Genomic DNA, 17,745 nt, shown 5'->3' with positions numbered 1-17,745 from the left:
CTCGCGGCGCCGCGACCGCGACCCACCCTGCCACGCTGGGCTGCACCATCCCCCGTGCCGGTAGCCATGGCGATCCCCCCCGCGCAGGTTGACGTGCTGGTGTGGGGCGGCGGCACCGGTGGGGTGGCCGCTGCCCTGCAGGCCGCCCGCGGCGGTGCCACCGTGTTGCTGCTCACGCCTGGGCCCTGGCTGGGGGGCATGGTGAGCGCAGCCGGCGTCTGCGCTCCCGATGGCAATGAGCTCACGCCCTGGCAAACCGGGCTGTGGGGAGCCTTTCTGCGCGAACTGCAGCGGCGGGAGCCCGAAGGACTCGACCACAATTGGGTGAGCTGTTTCGGCTACCGCCCCGCCACCGCCGAAACCCTCCTGCGCGAGTGGTGTTCGGCAGAGCCGCTGCTGCACTGGTCCGCGGGGGCACGGGTGACCGGTGCCCATCGCCAGGGTCGGCGTCTCACGGCGCTCGATGTGGAGATCGCAGGAGAGGCGCATCGCATTCAGCTGCAAGTGGTGATCGATGGCAGCGATCGCGGCGACCTGCTGCCGATCTGCGATGCCAGCTACCGACAGGGTTGGGAAGCGCAGGAGCTGTGGCAGGAGCCCAGTGCCCCGCTCCAGGCACGTCTCGATCAGGACCCTTTTTTTGCGGAGCATCCGCTGCAATCCCCCACCTGGGTGGTGATGGGGCAACTGGCGGATGAGGCCGGTGCCGGCACCATGCCCGGGCTCCAGACCGCTGGCCCCGCAACCTTGCCGCCCCCGTTCGAGCAGGCCGACCAGGCCTTTGGCCTGGAGCGCACCATCAGCTACGGCCGTCTGCCCGGCGGGCTGGTGATGCTCAATTGGCCGCTCCACGGCAACGATTGGCATGGCCATGGCCTGGAGCTGCTGGAGCTCGAGGCCGCTGATGGGCCGATCGGAGCGGCGATGCAGGCCCACAGCCTCGCCTTTGCCCATGCCCTGGAGCAGGCCTCCGAAGGCTGGCTCAAGCCAGCCGCCTGCTTTCCAACAGCGGGGGGGCTTGGCGCCAGCGCCGTGAGCGGGCCCTCACCCCTGGCCCTGATGCCCTACTGGCGCGAAGGCCGCCGCCTGGTGGGGCACACGGTGGTGCTGGAACAACATCTGCTGCCGCTGGGTGGCGGCGAATCCCAAGGCCCCTTGCCCTGGGATGGCACCGGCGCACTCGATGCCGTGGCGGTGGGCAACTACGCCAACGACCACCACTACCCAGGCCCCGATTGGCCCCTGGCAACCAAAAGCATCCGCTGGGGTGGCCGCTGGAGCGGCACCCCCTTCACCGTCCCCTACCGGGCCCTGCTGAGTGCCGATTTCGACAACCTGCTGGCGGCCGACAAATGCTTCAGCGTCAGCCACATGGCCAATGGCGCCACACGCCTGCAGCCGCTGATCCTCAACATCGGTCAGGCGGCCGGCGCAGCGGCCGCCCTGGCGGTGCAGCGGGGCCTTCCCCCCTGCGATCTGCCAGTGCGCGAGCTGCAGGAGCGGCTCATCCACGATCGGCTGTCCCCGGCAGCGGTGCTGCCGCTCTGGGATACGCCCTGGCATGCGGGCGACTGGGCCGATCGCCAGCTGCTGTTGCTGGAGTCTCCAGATCTGCTCCAGGGCGATGGACAGCTGCAGCGCCGTGTGGCGCGAGCCAACGATCCCAGGGCAGGTGCAGCCGAGTCTGGTGAAGCAGCCTGGCGCGGCACGGTGCAACCCGACGGCCAGGGGGGCTTTCTATTCAGCACAGGCAGCACCGCTTGGCCATTGATCACCCTGGAACCAGGGCTGAACCGTTGGCTTCAGGATCTGGAGCGGCCCACAACCACCACGTTGGTGGGTTGCCTCAATCCCTGGGGCCCATGGCTGCGGGCCTCGCGGCTGGCGGGGGATTAGCCGCTGGCCAGCAGGCGCAGCTGATCCCGCAGCGGATCCACCGTATGAACCCGCAGCTGCAGCAGATCGCCCGGATCGGACCCGGCCGGGCAGTCGGCGGCCAGATCCATCGCCAGGCTCTCGACATGCACCAGGCCGAGGCGATCCTGGGGCCGTAGCCAGCGCAGGAAGGTGGCCGGCCAGTGGTCGCTGCGATGGGCATCGAACCACACCTGTTGCCAGTGGCGCTGGTCTTCCCGACTGATCTGCTGCCCCTGCCGCAGCGGACCCTCAAGGTCGGTCAGGAGGGCCTGAAGGGCCTCGGACTCCAGGGGCTGGCGTTGCTGCTGCAGGGCTAGCAGTTGACGTTGCACCACCAGGTCGGCGTAGCGGCGGATCGGCGAGGTGGCCTGCACATAGGCGGGAAGCCCCAGGCTGAAGTGGCCACTCGGCTGGGTGCCGGTGTGCCCGCGGCTCAGGCAGCGCTTGATGGCCGCATGACGCACGGGTCCGGCTGGCAGGGCGGCCAGCTCCGCCTCCGGGGGCAAGGCAGCCGGCAACTGGCTCCGGTAGGGCAGGGCGAGGTTGTGCTCACGGCCGATTTCGGCCACCACCGCACCCGCCAGGATCATGGCCTCGGCCACGAGCAGCCGAGCCGGGCTGGGTTCAGTGATCTCGAGCAATGGCTCCTCACCAGCAGCCTGGATGCGCCCCTCCGGTTGGTCGAGCAGCAGGGCGCCTTGACGCACCCGCCACTGGCGGCGTCGCTGCAACAAGCCGTGCAAATCGGCTAGATCGCGCTCCTGGGGGGGCGCCAGGTCGATCAGGTCGTCGGCATCTCCGTAGGAGAGCCGGTAGGTGGGCTTCACCCAGCTGCGCTGCACGCCGGATGCGGCGATGGCACCCTCGGCATCGAGCTCCACCCAGAGGCTCCAGGCGGCACTGCGGCAGCCAGCTCTCAGACTCATCGGGCCGGTTCCAAGCTGCTCGGGGAACATCGGCAGGATGCCACCGGCCAGGTAGAGGCTGCTGCCCCGGCGTCGTGCCTCCTGATCCAAGGGCGAATGGGCTTCAATCAGGCGGCCGGGATCCGCCACGTGGATCCAGATGCGCTGCTGCCCGGTTGGGGTGGTTTCCAACGCCAGGCCGTCGTCGATGTCGCGGGTGTCGGCATCGTCGATGGTGACGCTGCGCTGGCCCATCAGATCCACACGGTCGATGTCGCCGGGGCGATCAGCATCGGCCATCTCCAGCAGTCGATCAGCCTCCGCCAACAGCTCCGCCGAAAAGCCTTGCTCCCAGGTGGTGGCGCGCAGCGACGGCAGGTGATGGGCCTGCCACAGGCCCAGGTCAACCAGCAGATGGCGGATCGAGCCGGTGTCAGCCGTGCACTGGGCCGCGTGGAGGGCCTGTTTGAGCTGCGTCGGCAAGGGGCTGGTGCAGTCGCCCCCGGCCCAGCGCTCCAGGAGCTCGAGTTGCTGCTGGTGCTCGCTGGCCAGACCTTGGGGATCCAGGGGCTGGCGGAGGCGCAGGGCTTGGTGCCAGCGCAGCTCCGCCTCGGCCTGCAGTTGCTGATGACGCCGCTCTCGGCGGAGCTGCCGCAAATCGTTGAGGCCGCGGGCTTCCACCTGGCCCTGGCGCAAGCGAAACAGGGTCTGCGGTCCGTGGCACCAACGCCAGCAGGCCGCCACGGTGAGGCCGTCGCGGCGGGAGCACACCAGATCCACCCAATCGGGTAGGGCCAACGGCTGCCCATCCACCTGCATCAACAACCAGGCCGCAGCAACATCACGCCTGGAGGGCGCGGCTGCCGTTAACGCGTCTTCCGTGATGTGCCACGGCGGTTGCTCCAAACGCAGGGGCGTCGCGCCATCGCCTGGGGACGCACCGAGCAGTTGCAGCTGGCGCAGCGGTTGAATCTGTTGACGACCGGATGCACCGATCGCCAGCGAAGCCTTGTTGGATTGAACGCTGAGAACAACAGCAAGCTGGGGGCCGCGCTCGTCGCTGAGGCCCACCAGATCGCCGGTTTGGAAGGTTGCTGCGGCCAGCGGTCGCGCCTCAGCCTTCCGGATTCACAAAGGGCAGCAGGGCCACGATGCGAGCCCGCTTGACCGCATTGGTGAGATCCCGCTGCTGCTTGGCGGTGAGGCCAGTGAGACGGCGGGGCAGGATCTTGCCGCGCTCGGTGATGAATTTCTTGAGCAGATCGACGTCCTTGTAATCGATCGGATCGCCGGGCTTGATCGGCGACAGACGCTTTTTAAAGAAGGAGCTGGACATGGGATCGAACGGAGAGAAAAAACGAACTGGTACCTAACCGTGCAGAGGCGCGACGGAGACGAAGGAAATCGGTTTCAAGTTGACGCTGGTGCAAGCGCAGCCGAGTAAACGGAGCGCTAGAGGGCCAGGTCAGTTGAAGATCACTTGATTTCCTTGTGCGTCGTCGAGGCGTTGCAATGGGGGCAGAACTTCTTCAGCTCGAGCCGTTCGGTGGTGTTGCGGCGGTTCTTCTCGGTGGTGTAGCGGGACACACCTGGAGACCGCTTGGCGGGGTTGGACCGGCATTCCGTGCACTCGAGAGTGATCACGATCCGGACGCCCTTGTTTTTAGCCATGAAGGACGTTGCGCCGCTGGTGCGATGCGAAAGGACAAGTTGCCACCATACCTTCTGGCAGTTCCGCTACCTGTTGATCTCTAGGATCCCCCTTCTTGAAGGGAAGGGCTGATGCGGGTCTCGCTCCAATGGTTGCAGGAGCTGGTGACCGGCCCTGAGCAGGCCCTCGCTGTTGAGGTGCTGGCCGAGCGGCTTTCGATGGCTGGCTTTGAGGTGGACGCCATCGACGACCTGGCGGCCCAGGCCCAGGGGGTCGTGGTGGGCTACGTGCGCGACCGGCAAGGCCATCCCAACGCCGACAAACTCAGCGTCTGCCAGGTGGATGTCGGTGCCGCTGAAGCGCTGCAGATCGTCTGCGGAGCCGCCAACGTGCGGGCTGGCATCCACGTGCCGGTGGCCCTGGTGGGGTCCACCCTGCCTGCCGTCAACCTGACGATCAAGCCCGCCGAACTGCGTGGCGTGGCCAGCAGCGGCATGATCTGCTCCCTGGCGGAACTAGGCCTGAGCAGCGATGCCGATGGCATCGCCGAGCTCGATCAGCTGCTGGAGCAGGTGCCACCGGTCGGTAGCCCCGTGGGCCCGTGCCTCGGCCTCGACGACCAAGTGCTGGAGTTGGCCATCACCGCCAACCGCCCCGACGGGCTCTCCATGCTGGGCATCGCCCGGGAGGTGGCGGCCCTCGTTGGCGGACAGACCCACACCCCTGAGCCGGCTGGCGCCGCCCTTGACAGCCAGCCGTTGCCCGTGGCCGCAGCGGATAAAGCCGCGATAGAAGCCGGCGGATTGTTCAGCGTGACGGCCCTGGAGGGCCTCCATGTGGCTCCGTCGCCCCGCTGGCTGCAACAGCGCCTCGAAAAGGCCGGCGTACGCCCGATCAACAACGTCGTCGACATCACCAATCTGGTGATGTTGGAAACAGGGCAGCCCCTGCATGCCTTTGACAGCCAGCAGCTGGCGGCCATCAGTGCCACATCCGCCCCCCAGCCCAACGCCCTGGGCCTCAGACAAGCCCACGACGGGGAACCGTTCACGGCCCTGGATGGCAGCGAGCACCAGCTCAGCCCCGAGGCCCTTGTGGTGACCTACAGCGGTCGGCCCATCGCCCTGGCCGGCGTGATGGGTGGTGCCGAGGAAGCGGTCGGTGAGGGCACCGGCGCCATCTGGCTGGAAGCCGCGGTGTTTGCACCCCAGGCCGTGCGCCGCTCAGCCCGCAGCGTCGGACTGCGCACCGAGGCCAGCAGTCGCTTTGAGAAGGGCTTGCCCCGGGACAGCACCCTGGCAGCGGCCAACCGCGCCGTGGCACTGCTGCAGCAGCTCTGCGGCGCCACGGTGATCGGGCGCTGGCTGCATCAGAGCCCGCAGCTGGCCACCAAGCCCCTGCAGTTAAGGCGGGATGCTCTTCACAACCTGCTGGGGCCCGTGCATGAAGGAGACGCGCTCTGCGACCTCAGCGATGACCGCATCCTGCAAACCCTCACCGCCCTGGGCTGCAGCCTTGAGGCCGATGCCGACGACGAGGGTTGGCTGGTGACCGTGCCGCCCTCCCGTTCGATGGACCTGCAGCGGGAAGTCGATCTGATTGAGGAAGTGGCTCGCCTGGTTGGTTACGACCAATTCGCCTGCCATCTGCCCGATCCCCTCGAACCCGGCGGTTTGGACCCAGCCCAACAGGTGGAGCGCCGCTTGCGCCGTCAGCTTTGCGGGGCTGGGCTGCAGGAAGCCTGCAGCTTCTCCCTTGTTGCCGCCGCTGCAGGGCGCATCCCCCTGGCCAACCCCCTGCTGGCCGACTACGGCCACCTGCGCGACAACTTGCACGGAGAGCTGCTGGCGGCAGCGCGCCGCAATCTGCAAAGCGGCCAATCCGGCTTCTGGGCCTTCGAGATCGGCCAGGTGTTCAGCACGGCGGCCGCCCAACCCGATCGCCAGCTGCTGGTGGGGGTGATCTGCGGGGAGCGCCGCGGTGAGCGCTGGAGCAGCAGTGGCAAACCTCAAGCGCCCAGCTACCACCAGGCCCGCGGCGTGGTGCAGCAGGCATTGGTGGCCTCGGCGATTCCCATCGAGGATCGGCCTCTGACGAGCCACCCCTTGCTGCATCCGGGCCGGGCGGCCGAACTGGTGGTGGAGGGCCGGCCCCAGGGTTGGTTTGGTCAGCTGCATCCTGAGCAGGCCGAAGCGCTCGACCTGCCGGAGGCCACCTACGTGTTTGAACTGGAGCTGGCGGCCCTGCTCACCGCCGCCACGCGTCGCAACCGCAGGCAACCCGCCTTTGCTCCCTACGCCACCGTGCCCGCCTCAGAGCGCGATCTGGCCGTGGTGGTGCCGGCTGAGATCCGCTCGGCCGACCTGCTGCAGGTGATTCGCAAGGCCGGCAAGCCCCTGCTGGAGCAGGCCGAGCTGGTGGATCGCTATTCCGGCGACCAGCTGGCCGCCGGCCAATGCAGCCAGGCCTTCCGCCTGCGCTACCGCGACCCCAAGCGCACCCTGACCGACGAGGACGTGGAGCGGGCCCATACCGCCATTCGCTCCGCCCTGGAACAGCAGCTGGGGGCTCAACTGAGGGCCTGATCCGCACCGGCTGCTGCACCCTGCGGTGGTGCCCCACGGTGCAACACGGCCAACGTTTCAACGTGGCTGGTCTGGGGGAAGAAATCGATCGGCTGAAGACTCGCCAGCTGGTAGTGGCAGCTCTCCACCAACTGGGCCAAGTCCCGGGCGAGGGTGGCGGGATCGCAGCTGAGATAGAGGAGATGGGCCGGAGGATTCGCCACGATGGCCTGGAGGGTGGCGGGTTCGAGACCTTTGCGGGGCGGGTCGAGGAACAGCACGTCGCAGTGGGCGAGGTGCTCTCCAAGGCACGCGGAAACCACCCCCGCCTCAAAGGACGCCCGTTCTCCGAGTCCGTTCTCCTTGGCGTTGGTCTTGGCTTGATGCACCGCCTCGGGGCCGAGTTCGATGCCATGCACCTGCCACCCTGCCGCCGCCACCGGCAGGCTGTAAGTGCCGATGCCGCAATACGCATCCACCATCACGCCGGCCGGTAGGCCGTCGAGGGCTGCCAACACGAGCGGCACCACCCGTTGCGCTTGCTGGGTGTGCACCTGGAAAAAGGTGTCGGCTGAGATGCGCAGGCTGAGATCGCAGAACCGCTCCTCCACCCAGCCGCGTCCCACCACCACCCGGGTCTCAGGGCCCAGCAGGGTATTGGTGGGGAGTGGTTGCAGGTTGAGGCAAACACCCACCAGCGCGGGCCAGCGCTGCATCCACTGGGCCGCCAGGATCTCCAGGCCGTCGAGCTCGTCGTGACTGCTCACCAGGGTGATCAGCAGCTCGCCGCTGTGGCTGCCCAGACGCAACGCCAGATGGCGCAGGCCACCACCCTCCTGGCAATCGCGATCGACGGGCCAGTCGCTGGACTCCAGATCGGCTTTCAACGGCGCGATCAAGGCATCCAGGCGCGGATCGAGCACCGGACAGTGGTTCATGTTGACGATCCGGTGGGTGCCACGGCGGTAGAAACCCGCACGCAGGCGGCCGTCTTCACAGCGCTCCAGCGGAATGATTGCCCGGTTGCGGTACCCCAGGCCCTCGGGGGCCGCCAACAGGGGGGCCACAGGATGGTCGAGGTGGGCAATGCGACGGATGGCATCCACCACCTTCTGGTGTTTCCAGTGCTGCTGGCCAGCATCCTCAAGGTGTTGCAGGCTGCAGCCACCGCAATGCTCGGCCAGGATGCAAGGCGGGCGGCGCCGATCCGGAGCCGACACCAGCACCTGCTCCAGCTCTGCCAACCAGTGGCGGCGTGCCTTGTGGGTCAAGCGCACCTGCACCTGTTCGCCTGGCAGGGCGCCGGCGACAAACAGCACCCGATCGGACAGCCTGGCCACCCCCTGACCATCGTGGGACAGGCCGGTGATCGACACCGTGACCCGGCTGCCGGTGGCCGGGTCGGGGGTGCTGTTGCTGCTGTTGCTGTTGATGCTGCTGCTCGACGCCACGCCCACCCGCCAATCCTTCACCCTACGCCGTGCAAAGGGGCGTTACACGTTGCAGCCAGGGAGGGAGTTCCTGCTGCGGGGTCGATACAGTGTTGCTCGCGTGTGGCCGCTGCGATGAGCGTCGTTCGGGATCTGATCCTCCAGGCAGATGATCAGCTGCGCTATCCCAGCGGCGGCGAGCTGCGCTCCATGGTGGAGTTCCTCAGCGGCGGGGCCGAGCGCCTTGCTGTTGTGCGGGTGCTCACCGACAACGAAAAAAAGATCGTTGACGAAGCGGCCAAGCAGCTATTCCAGCGCAACCCCGACTATGTGGCCCCTGGCGGCAACGCCTACGGCCAAAAGCAGCGGGCCCAGTGCCTGCGGGATTACAGCTGGTATCTGCGCCTTGTCACCTACGGCGTTTTGGCTGGCAGCACCGAGATGATTCAGCAGATCGGTCTGGTGGGTGCCCGCGAGATGTACAACAGTCTCGGCGTGCCGATGCCGGGCATGGTTGAAGCGATGCGCACCATGAAGGACGCCGCGATTGGCCTGCTCAGCACCGAGCAAGCAGCAATGGCCGGCCCTTACTTTGACTATCTGATCCAGGGCATGCAAACCAGCACCTGAACCCACCCCCGCTTCCCTTCTGCCCCGGTTGAGCATCCGTCTCAACCGGGGCTTTTTATTGGACCCGGTGAGAATCCCGAATGGGATTGGTGAGACGGTGGTCGAAGCGAATGCTGTCGTCGATCCACCCATCACTGCATATACTCCTGCGCCGACTGATGCGTGCCTGATCGGCGAGGACGAGTGGTGTTGTGATGCGTGGTCGGCTCGCCATCACGCTTCCCATTAAGCCGCCAAATCGCACCTCGCCGGATTCAAAGTTTCAAACCACGATCCGACAACCCTCAAAACTGTCTCATTTATTGCAACTATGTCTCGCGCCTAGTCCTGTATCAAGTCTCGTCTTCACTGCCTGTGACTGTTGGTCGCGCCTGCGATGCCGTGGTCGTCGCGCCTGTCGTTCTGGTTGCCAACCAACTTGCGTACCTGCATTAGACACAGATACTCGATACCCAAAAAGCCCATCAGTACAGGGGCATAGCACTGGCTGGACCCACTGGCCAGGGTACTGCCCCCATCCTGGACAGGCCCTGGGGGCTGCAGCCGCGAACCCCGAAACACCAGCTGGCTGTCTGCGAAGGACTGCTAACAGGGTTAGTTAACCCAGGCAGAATCACTGAAATATTCAAGTCTCAAGCGACAGTATTCGAGATCAGCATCTGTTCGCCAATCGAATCAGCCAGCTCCACGCAGCACGACGACCCCGGGGCGAGCGCGAATTTGGCTATCCGATCTGAGTCTGTTTCTAAGACTCAGAATAAAACACAGATGAGATGCCCAATTCAATGGTGGGTGATCAATGCGGCGAGACCCGCGCGAGCAGGCTGAGCAGCGCAGCTGAAGGGAGCTCTGTAGGCCTATTTGAGTCTTGTAGCAAGACCAAGCCTGCGTCGTGGACGGGAAGGCTGCGCCAATGAGCATGGCGCAGCGGAGCGAGTGGTGACGCGAGTGGCGCTGCTAATGCTCTCAGACGTCTCATGCAAGACCCGTCTAGAGTCTTGGCATGTGGCTCTAGTGAGCCATAGGAGACGCATTAATGATTGCGGTACAGCTCCTTGAGGAGTTGATAGGCCTCATTCAGCCGGCGCATCGTCTCTTCGCTGCCGCCGGAATCGGGATGATGGCTCATCGCCAGGTCGCGATAGGCCTCACGGATCTCAGCCAGGGTGAGTCGATGGCCTGGAGCGGTGGGTAACTGCAACAGCTTGAGCGCCCCGTGCAGGGTCATGGTGTGCTCAAGGGTCTGGAACGATGTGCCTTTGCGTCGCTTGCGGAAGCGATGCACAAAGCGACGGATCAGGGTGGGCAGTCGCACCTCCAGGGTGGACGTGCTGAAAGGATCTTCCAGCAGACCGGCCATCACCATCACCCGTTCAAAACTGGCAGGCTCGTGCCCCCAACTGGGCGCCGTGTTGGCCACCACCTCGCAGGCCAACGACCAAGTGAATGGTCTGTTGTCACTTTGATCACTCTGGGCCCAGATGTCTTGGGCCAACCAGACCATCGCCGCCTCCAGCACGGCGTCATTGGCATCCTTTCCGTAGAGCTCGATCCAGTGGTTGCGGGCCCGCACCAGGGCCCTCTCCACCATCTCTCCACCCACATGCGGCAGGGGTTCGACGGACGCTTCGACCGTCTGCTGGCGGGGCTGAAGACTGCGCTTGAGTTGATCCGACTGACGCCTCACAAACCCCGGCAGGTCGATCCCGCCCGAACGCGGTGGAGCGCTGACGCGCATCGTCTCTCCAACGGCGAAGTCGATGTCTTCCAGATCGAGGCACAGCTCGCCCCCCGAACCTCGGCTGACGAGCACCAACGCACCCTGCTCGTTGAATGTCGACTCATGATCGGCATCGCCCGAGGCGAGCGTGCCCGTGGCAGAAGCCTGATCAGCCGTTAAGTCGTTTTCCCCATCCTCATTGCTGGGGAAGAGTTCTTGCAGCAGGCGCTCGACAATGTCACCGCGGCTGCGCAGGCCCCACTCCGCCTTGAGGCCGTCAATTTTCCCCAGCAGCTCAACCGGTAGCTCCAGGCTGAACCGACGGCGTTGGGGATCACCCGGGGAAGCCATCCCTAACGGTCCATCAAGCCGCGCATCATCTGTTGTTGCGCCTCAAGCGCCTGCTGGTAGCGATCCACCAGCGACGGACTCAGAGCTGGTGACGTGGCCCCAGCGCCGGAACGCGGTGACAGGATTGCCGGGGGTGGTGGTGGTGGCGGATTGGACCGTAACGGCGGAAGGGCCGGGAGGGGAGGCTGCAGGACAAGTGGGGCCATCCTCTGAGCTGGATCCGCATCACCATCCGTGGGATCGGGGACAGCGGGGGGGATCGGAATCCGGGCCGGAGCGGTGGTGGCTGCGCTGCTGCGGGCTATCTCGAGCTGGCGCTCCTGGTTTTGCACCATGGCGAGTTGGCTTGCAGGCACCACACTGAGCAAATGGCCGGGTGTGGCGTCCGCGGGATAAACCAGGCTTACACGCACCGGATTGGAAACTCCAGGGCGCAGGTTCAAGGTGGTGAGGGCCACACTCTGACCGGAGCGTAGGCCTGCGTGCATTTCCTGCAACCCATCCTCAGTACGCACCTGTAAGGATCCCCGAAACGCGGTGAAGGGCTTACTGCTGCCGGTGCTGGAGGGATGGCTCAGCACCAGCTCGTAGGGGCCGGAACCCTTGAGGTTGAGATCGACGTCAAAACGGACGCCGTAGGTGCCGACGTTGTCCAAGGAGGAGTCGACCATGCGACTCACCAGGGGATTGACCTGAACCTCTCGGGTGCCGAAGTTGTGGCGGTGGGTGCTGGTGAGGGGCACATGCAATGGCCCCTGCTGGCTCAGATCATGGTTGAGGTTGGCCAGATAGGCATCACCAATGGCAACACCACCCACCCGGGAGAACACACGCCGCCCATTGATATCAGCGATCCTGTTGAGATAAACGCGGCCTGGGGCTAAGCGGCCCCGGTCGAGTACAGCCAGCAGATCCCAATCGCTTTGGGGGTTTTTGGCTGCCACCACCGCCATTTGGAAGGGCCCATCACTGCGTCCCTTCAGCAGGGCATTGGCGATCCCCAAGGCAGGCAGTTGGGTCTGGAACAGCACGATGCGGCTGCGTGCCGGAATGGTGATCTCTTGGCTGAGTTTGGAATCGAGACGGCCCCGCAGAACCTGTATCGCTGTGGCATCACCCGGGCCTGTGTTCCACGGCCTTGGCCCCAACGGCCTCACCCCCATCTTGTACTGCTGGAGGTAGGGGGCTTCAAAGCTGTTGCGCACCGCTCCATTCTCAAAACGGATGTGCACAGGACGCGCCCCCGGGTTGATCAGAATCAGACCAAGGGTGAGTTCGGGACGCCGCACCGAGGCTGAAATCTGGCCACGGTTGGGGGGGAAGTATTTGTGGTGCATGTGCACGCCGAACTCCCCGTTGAAGGTGTATTCAGCGTTGCGCAGGGGTTGGCCGGTTTCGGCGGCATAGGCATAGCCCGGTGCCGTGTTGATCAGGATGCCGGCGCCCTCCACTTCCTCGGGTTGGTTGGAATGCAGCACCGGCACTTTGTTGAAGGTGCCATTCAGGGGGCGGGCCTGCTGTCCAGCCATCAGCGCCACATAGGCGGAGGCGGGCTGCACCTGAAGCAGCACCATGGGCGCTCCCAGGGCAGCCGCCATCAACAAGGGGAACGGACGCATCAGAGCTCCGTGACCGACTGCCCCCACGCTGGAGCGCTGAAACAACTGAACTGAGGAATCGATGGAATGCCTTCCCAATGGACGCGGAAGGCCTCTCGCAAGCGGGAAACAGAGCCTTGCCCAGACGTGTTTCAAGGCCATTGCTGGAGAGGAAACACGACACTCGGGTGACCGGCGCAGCTCGCTAGAACCTTCGGGCACTCTTCCACTTTCTCATGCTTCCCCCCCTGGGCTGCTGCGGCATCGGCGACGAAGGCGGTCGCGACAGCTGGAGGCGTCACCAGCAACGCAAGCTGCGCATGCTGCAGTTCTGGCGTGATGGTGTGGAGCGCCAACTGGCCGCCGTCAACGCGGCGATCAGCACGCTGGAGCAACAGATGCAGCGGGATGCGGCCTCCGCCGAGAGCTGATGTCAACTGCTGCGGTCGGGGTGAGCGCCGCCCGCAGCAATGCCAAGCCCCGCTTCAGCCGACGCTGAACGGTCATCGGACTCACCTGCAACCAGGCCGCCGTGCGCCGATAGGTCCAACCCGACAGCACCACCTTCTGAATCACCTGCCGCACGCCAGGCTCCAGGCTCAGAAGTTGCTGCTGCAGGTGCTCCCGCTGCTCCTCTGGCTCATGGTCCAGGCGGGATTCATCATCAGCGCAGCCGCTGCCGAGTCGGCAAAGGCTCAAAGGTTCATCCCCTCCGGGCTCAAAGGCCATGGGGCGTCCCATCGCCTGACCCCGCAGCAGATCGTGCCACTGGGTTGGGCTGAGCTCGAGAGCCGTGCGCAGATCGTTGGCACTGGGCTCCTGGCCATGCTGGGCACACCAGCTGGCTTTGAGGTGCCGCAGCTTGTCGTGCAGCTCCATCTGACGGCGCGGCAGGCGCACCGCCAGGGCTGAATCCCGCAGGTAGTGGAGGATCGCGCCCCGGATGTGCGGCCTGGCAAAGGCTTCAAAGGGGGTGGTGGTCTGGGGCTGGTAGAGCTCCGCCGCCCGAAGCAGGCCGAGCAGGCCCACCTGAACTAGATCGTCGAGGGGTTCTGGGCAACGGCGTCCGTAGTGGACAGCGATGGGCGTGACCAGTTCGCGGTAGTGGTTCACCCGCTGGTTGCGCTGTTGCAGGGCCCGACGTGACAGGTTGCCGGTGGGGCGGATTGGGAACTTGGAGCGGTCGGTCATGGGTCAGTGGTCGTTCGGCAAGGGGCCGCAACCCCTTCCTTTCCAACCAGCCCCAGCCGCAACGGCTTTGGCAACCGAGAAATTACGGAACGGCGCTCAACGGATCAGCGTTCAACGGATCGGCAGCGGCGCACTGGCCACCGCCTGCAGCAAGGCCCAGGGCCCTTCCCGTGCCAGCCACGTGAGATCCGAGCGCTCGGTGCACAGCAAATAGCCCGCAAAGGCCAGGGCGTTGAGGCTGAAGCCCGCACAGTGCTCCTGGCGGCGCCGCACCGTTAGCAACCAGTGATCGTCGAAGAGCAGGTTGTAGGGATGGAGGGGCTGGGGGTCGTGCTGGGGGCTACCCAGGCCCAGCTGCGCCGCATGCTCCCGGTACAGGCCCTCCAGATCGCTGTTGCCTAGGGGATCGAGTCGCCGGCTCAGCCGATAGGCCCAGGGCATCGGCGCGGCGCCAGGCACCAACTCCCCTGGGGGCTCCAGTTCGGCCGCAAACAGCGCGGCCAGCGGGCAACTGGGTTCTCCGGCATGGCGTGGCAACACCTGAAGATGGCGATGGGGCTGGCTGGCACCCGCGGCGGCGCAGCTGTTGAAGAACCACAACCCCCCCGTATCCGCGTCAAGCGCTGCCACGGCCTGCCAGTCGACGGCTGTCAGCCAGCCGGACTGGGGCTGCCAAGCTTGGGTAATCAGCAACAGGTGGCCCGGTTGCACGGGGTATTTGTTGAGCAGCACCACATGGCTGGATCCCAGACGGTCCACCTCCAGGGCTGGTTCCCAGGGGAGGAAGGGGTTCGGTTTGGGTCCCCCACCCCGTAGGTGTTTGGGGGTACGGCTGAGCAGACGGCGCAGCACGAAGGGTCCCAGCTCGGGGGCCTGCACCACCTCTGTGGCCAGGGGCACCAGGGCTCCACAGCGCTGGGCCTCCCCGCAACGCTCCAGGGCGCGCTGCCAGGTGCGCTCAGCCCGCACCGGCCTTGAGACGGGCCAGGGATGCACCCTGGTAGTAGCGGCCGAGAATCTGGTTGTAGCGGTAGCCCTGTTGAGCCAGATCCTGGGCCCCGTGCTGGCTCATGCTGGCGCCGAGATGGCCGTGGGCCTCCAGGCTGATCTGGCGGTTGGCGGCATAGAGGCTTTCGACGATGGCCCCCTGGTAGCTGAGGATCAGACCGGCGGTGCTGGCGGCGGCCTGGCGGGTGCGGTTGTTGCTGCTGGAGAGGCCCTTGTAGGCCTGCCAGCGGGTCGTATCACCCAGGTGCCAATGGCGGTTGGCTGGGCGAGCCATATGGGCCAGGGCATAGGAGCGGGCGGCCACGGCCTGGGCTCTGAGGGCCTCCATCAACCAGCTGCTGGGCATCTCAGCCCCCACCACGGAGGCGATGTAGATCTCCAGAGCCAGGTGGTTCACCAGCCGCAGGCCCTCGGTATCACGGATCAGCCGCAGCCGGCCGCCGTAGGGGTGTCCATTGACCAGCAGCGACCCACCTTGGGTTTGCAGCAAAGCCTCCGGGCCTTGCTGCCACAACTTGGCCAGATCAACCCGGCCTCCAGTGTCTCCTTGCTGCAGCAGCTGGCCATCACGGCTCAACAACTGCCAGGAGCCAGTGGCCGTCAGATCCGGTGCTGCACCAGCGCTGAGCAGGGCGACGCGAATTTCCAGATCCACGCCCGGCCCCGCTTCGGGCTCCACCAGCCCCACACTGGCTGCGCTGCGCTGCGCGGGTGCACGACGGGCCTCCAGGCGCCGCAGCTGCTCCGCCGCGGTGGTTGTGTCGGGGGCCGGTGGTGGTGTGTCGATCAGGGCATCCAGCAGCTCGCCCTGGGCTGCGCCGTAGGGCCTGGGCACCAGCCCCTGGGCCGCAAAACCAATCGCCACCGCCGCCACCGCCATGGGGCCAGCCAGCATCAGGCGAGGGCGCACAGGGAGGACCAGGCCTCGGCTCCGGAGCCATCGGCGTGCACCCGCAATGTGCCGTTCCACAGGAGATGGCCCGTACCGCTTAGGCGGATCATGCCTGAGGACGCCGATCCGCACACCACCTCGCACACCATGCCGCCGGGACGCGGAGAGCATTGCCAACCCACCACGGAGCTGCGGCCCAGCCGCTCCAACCAGAAGGGCGCCACCAGGGCATGGGCCGAACCGGTCACGGGATCTTCGTCGATGCCCAGTCCTGGCGCGAAAAACCGCAGTTGGTAATCGGCTGGTTGCCCCAACACGGTGGGGGGCTGCTCGGCCGGATCGTCGGCACAGGCCTGCATCAGCACCAGGCCGGCCCGATCTGGCCCCTGGAGCTCACCGGCAAGGCCCGCCATGGCCTGCAAGGGCGCCGCCGACGGCAGCAACGCCACGCGATAGCCAAGGCTCGAGGTCCAGTAGGCCAGCGGGGTGACACCCAGATGGGCCTGTACGAGGCGGATCAGGTGAGGGGATGGTTCGGCCGGCAACAAGCCGGAGCTGGGGAGCACCAGGCGTCCCGAGGCACCACTGGGGTCGAGCGCCACCGCCAGGGGGCCGCTGCGGGTCAGCAGCTCAACCTCCTCGTTGGGGCCCAGCAGCTGCCAATGGCCCAGGGCCAGGAGGGCTGCCAGGGTGGCGTGGCCGCAGAGGGGCACCTCGCAACTGGGGGTAAACCAACGCAGGCACCAGCGGTCCTGCTGGCGCAGCAGAAAGGCCGTTTCCGATTGGTTGAGGCTGCGGGCAATGCCCTGCAGGGCCGTGTCACCCATGGGCTCGTCCAGGAGCACCACGGCGGCACCATTGCCGCAGCAGGGCCCATCAGCAAAGGCTTCCACCAGCACGGCTGGCCGCTGCACCAGGCCACGAACCAGCTTCGGCTCAACCCGTGACGGGCTGCTGGTCATGGCTTTGCCCATTCCGGCCGCAGATCGCGCTCCATCAGGGCGCGCACCGCATCCGCCGGGGTGGCGGCGCCATCGAGCACCTGCACCACCTGCTCACAGATCGGCAGGTGCCAGCCCTGGCGAGCAGCCAGCTGGAGGGCCGCCCGGGCGGTACGGGGCCCCTCCACGGTGGCGGCGATCTGGCCGTAGGCCTGCTCCTCGCTGCATCCCTCCGCCAGCAACAGGCCGCAGCGGTAGTTGCGGCTGAGGCGACTGGTCGCGGTTGCCAGCAGATCGCCCAACCCAGCGAGTCCGTAGAGAGTGCTGGTGACCCCACCAAGCCCCTCCAACACCACGCCGATTTCGGCCAGACCGCGGCAGAGTAGAGAAGCCTTGGCATTGGCGCCCAGGGCCAGGCCGTCGGAGATGCCGGCCGCCACAGCCATCACGTTTTTGAGAGCACCGGCCGCTTCGGTGCCAATCGGATCGCTGTTGGTGTACAGGCGCAGGGCCCGATCGCTCAGCTGTTGCTGCAGCAGCTGGGCCAGCTCCGCATCAGCACTGGCCACCACACTCGCCGCTGGCAGCCCCTGCTGCACCTCCGTGGCGAGGTTGGGGCCGCTCAACGCCGCCAGTGGTGTGCTGGGCAACTGGGCGGCCCAGAGCTGGGTGGCCGTGGTCAGCTGGGTGAGGTCCAGCCCCTTGCTGCAGCTCAGCAGCGGCAGGCCTGCGGGCCAATGGGGGCCAAGCTCCTGGGCCAGGGGCGGGACGCCAGCCATGGCCACTGCGGACACCACCAGATCCTGCTGGCTCAAGAGATCCACAGCGCTGCCACCGTCGCGCCGGGACCACCCCGACACCGTGTGGCCCTGGCGCTGCCAACGCTCCGCCAGGGTGTGCCCCCAGGCCCCTCGGCCTAACACAGCAATGCGAAGCCCCATCGGTTC

Annotated in this window: 15 protein-coding genes; 4 read left to right on the top strand and 11 right to left on the bottom strand. The window is 66.3% G+C overall.

Features of this window, described 5'->3' with window-relative positions:
* Positions 1-66 precede the first annotated feature (66 nt).
* A complete protein-coding gene (locus KBY57_RS01315) occupies positions 67-1,896 on the top strand; it encodes an FAD-dependent oxidoreductase (RefSeq protein WP_254994080.1) in 1,830 nt (609 codons plus the stop codon).
* On the opposite strand, the gene KBY57_RS01310 is transcribed toward KBY57_RS01315, so the two are convergent.
* From KBY57_RS01310 to rpmG, 3 genes are all read right to left on the bottom strand, one after another.
* Positions 1,893-3,893 carry a ribonuclease catalytic domain-containing protein gene (locus tag KBY57_RS01310; RefSeq protein ID WP_315859763.1) on the bottom strand — a complete coding sequence of 667 codons (2,001 nt, stop codon included), beginning with the start codon at positions 3,891-3,893 and terminating at the stop codon, positions 1,893-1,895. The genes KBY57_RS01315 and KBY57_RS01310 overlap by 4 nt on opposite strands.
* A 43-nt stretch (positions 3,894-3,936) precedes the next feature.
* The gene (gene rpsR, locus KBY57_RS01305) at positions 3,937-4,158 is read right to left on the bottom strand and encodes a 30S ribosomal protein S18 (protein ID WP_006041316.1); all 222 of its coding nucleotides are present in this window, start codon (positions 4,156-4,158) and stop codon (positions 3,937-3,939) included.
* A gap of 140 nt (positions 4,159-4,298) precedes the next feature.
* Positions 4,299-4,493, bottom strand: coding sequence for a 50S ribosomal protein L33 (rpmG, locus tag KBY57_RS01300; protein WP_094559626.1), 195 nt, complete (start codon positions 4,491-4,493; stop codon positions 4,299-4,301).
* Between the two features lie 111 nt (positions 4,494-4,604).
* Between rpmG and pheT the strand changes: the two genes are divergently transcribed.
* The gene (gene pheT, locus KBY57_RS01295) at positions 4,605-7,058 is read left to right on the top strand and encodes a phenylalanine--tRNA ligase subunit beta (RefSeq protein WP_254994079.1); all 2,454 of its coding nucleotides are present in this window, start codon (positions 4,605-4,607) and stop codon (positions 7,056-7,058) included.
* Here the strand turns inward: pheT and rlmD are convergent.
* Positions 7,043-8,488: a 23S rRNA (uracil(1939)-C(5))-methyltransferase RlmD gene (gene rlmD, locus KBY57_RS01290; protein ID WP_254994078.1), complete on the bottom strand. Its 1,446-nt coding sequence runs from the start codon at positions 8,486-8,488 to the stop codon at positions 7,043-7,045. The two genes, pheT and rlmD, sit on opposite strands and share 16 nt — an antisense overlap.
* A gap of 114 nt (positions 8,489-8,602) precedes the next feature.
* Here rlmD and KBY57_RS01285 point away from each other — a divergent pair, with 114 nt between their 5' ends.
* Positions 8,603-9,097 carry an allophycocyanin subunit alpha-B gene (locus KBY57_RS01285; RefSeq protein WP_254994077.1) on the top strand — a complete coding sequence of 165 codons (495 nt, stop codon included), beginning with the start codon at positions 8,603-8,605 and terminating at the stop codon, positions 9,095-9,097.
* 1,033 nt (positions 9,098-10,130) lie between these two features.
* Here the strand turns inward: KBY57_RS01285 and KBY57_RS01280 are convergent.
* Together KBY57_RS01280 and KBY57_RS01275 are read right to left on the bottom strand one after the other, a co-directional pair.
* Positions 10,131-11,168, bottom strand: coding sequence for a J domain-containing protein (locus tag KBY57_RS01280; RefSeq protein ID WP_254994076.1), 1,038 nt, complete (start codon positions 11,166-11,168; stop codon positions 10,131-10,133).
* A gap of 2 nt (positions 11,169-11,170) precedes the next feature.
* Complete coding sequence (locus KBY57_RS01275; protein ID WP_254994075.1) at positions 11,171-12,787, bottom strand: DUF3370 family protein; 1,617 nt, start codon at positions 12,785-12,787, stop codon at positions 11,171-11,173.
* A gap of 215 nt (positions 12,788-13,002) precedes the next feature.
* Between KBY57_RS01275 and KBY57_RS01270 the strand changes: the two genes are divergently transcribed.
* The gene (locus KBY57_RS01270) at positions 13,003-13,197 is read left to right on the top strand and encodes a sigma factor SigF (RefSeq protein ID WP_254994269.1); all 195 of its coding nucleotides are present in this window, start codon (positions 13,003-13,005) and stop codon (positions 13,195-13,197) included.
* Here the strand turns inward: KBY57_RS01270 and KBY57_RS01265 are convergent.
* The 5 genes from KBY57_RS01265 to KBY57_RS01245 form a co-directional block, all read right to left on the bottom strand.
* Positions 13,145-13,957 (bottom strand): sigma-70 family RNA polymerase sigma factor, encoded by an 813-nt coding sequence (locus tag KBY57_RS01265; RefSeq protein WP_254994074.1) that lies wholly within the window; start codon positions 13,955-13,957, stop codon positions 13,145-13,147. The genes KBY57_RS01270 and KBY57_RS01265 overlap by 53 nt on opposite strands.
* 111 nt (positions 13,958-14,068) lie before the next feature.
* The gene (locus KBY57_RS01260) at positions 14,069-14,926 is read right to left on the bottom strand and encodes an ATP adenylyltransferase (RefSeq protein ID WP_254994073.1); all 858 of its coding nucleotides are present in this window, start codon (positions 14,924-14,926) and stop codon (positions 14,069-14,071) included.
* A complete protein-coding gene (locus KBY57_RS01255) occupies positions 14,916-15,860 on the bottom strand; it encodes a SpoIID/LytB domain-containing protein (RefSeq protein ID WP_254994072.1) in 945 nt (314 codons plus the stop codon). The genes KBY57_RS01260 and KBY57_RS01255 overlap by 11 nt, the downstream gene beginning before the upstream one ends.
* Positions 15,860-16,831, bottom strand: a complete 972-nt coding sequence (locus KBY57_RS01250; RefSeq protein ID WP_254994071.1) for a PhzF family phenazine biosynthesis protein — start codon at positions 16,829-16,831, stop codon at positions 15,860-15,862. The genes KBY57_RS01255 and KBY57_RS01250 overlap by 1 nt, the downstream gene beginning before the upstream one ends.
* Complete coding sequence (locus KBY57_RS01245) at positions 16,816-17,739, bottom strand: NAD(P)H-dependent glycerol-3-phosphate dehydrogenase (protein WP_254994070.1); 924 nt, start codon at positions 17,737-17,739, stop codon at positions 16,816-16,818. Before KBY57_RS01245 ends, KBY57_RS01250 begins: the two co-directional genes overlap by 16 nt.
* Positions 17,740-17,745 lie beyond the last annotated feature (6 nt).

This window comes from Cyanobium sp. Aljojuca 7D2, assembly GCF_024346415.1.
Lineage (GTDB): Bacteria > Cyanobacteriota > Cyanobacteriia > PCC-6307 > Cyanobiaceae > Cyanobium_A.
This window is presented reverse-complemented; position numbering and strand designations above follow the sequence as displayed.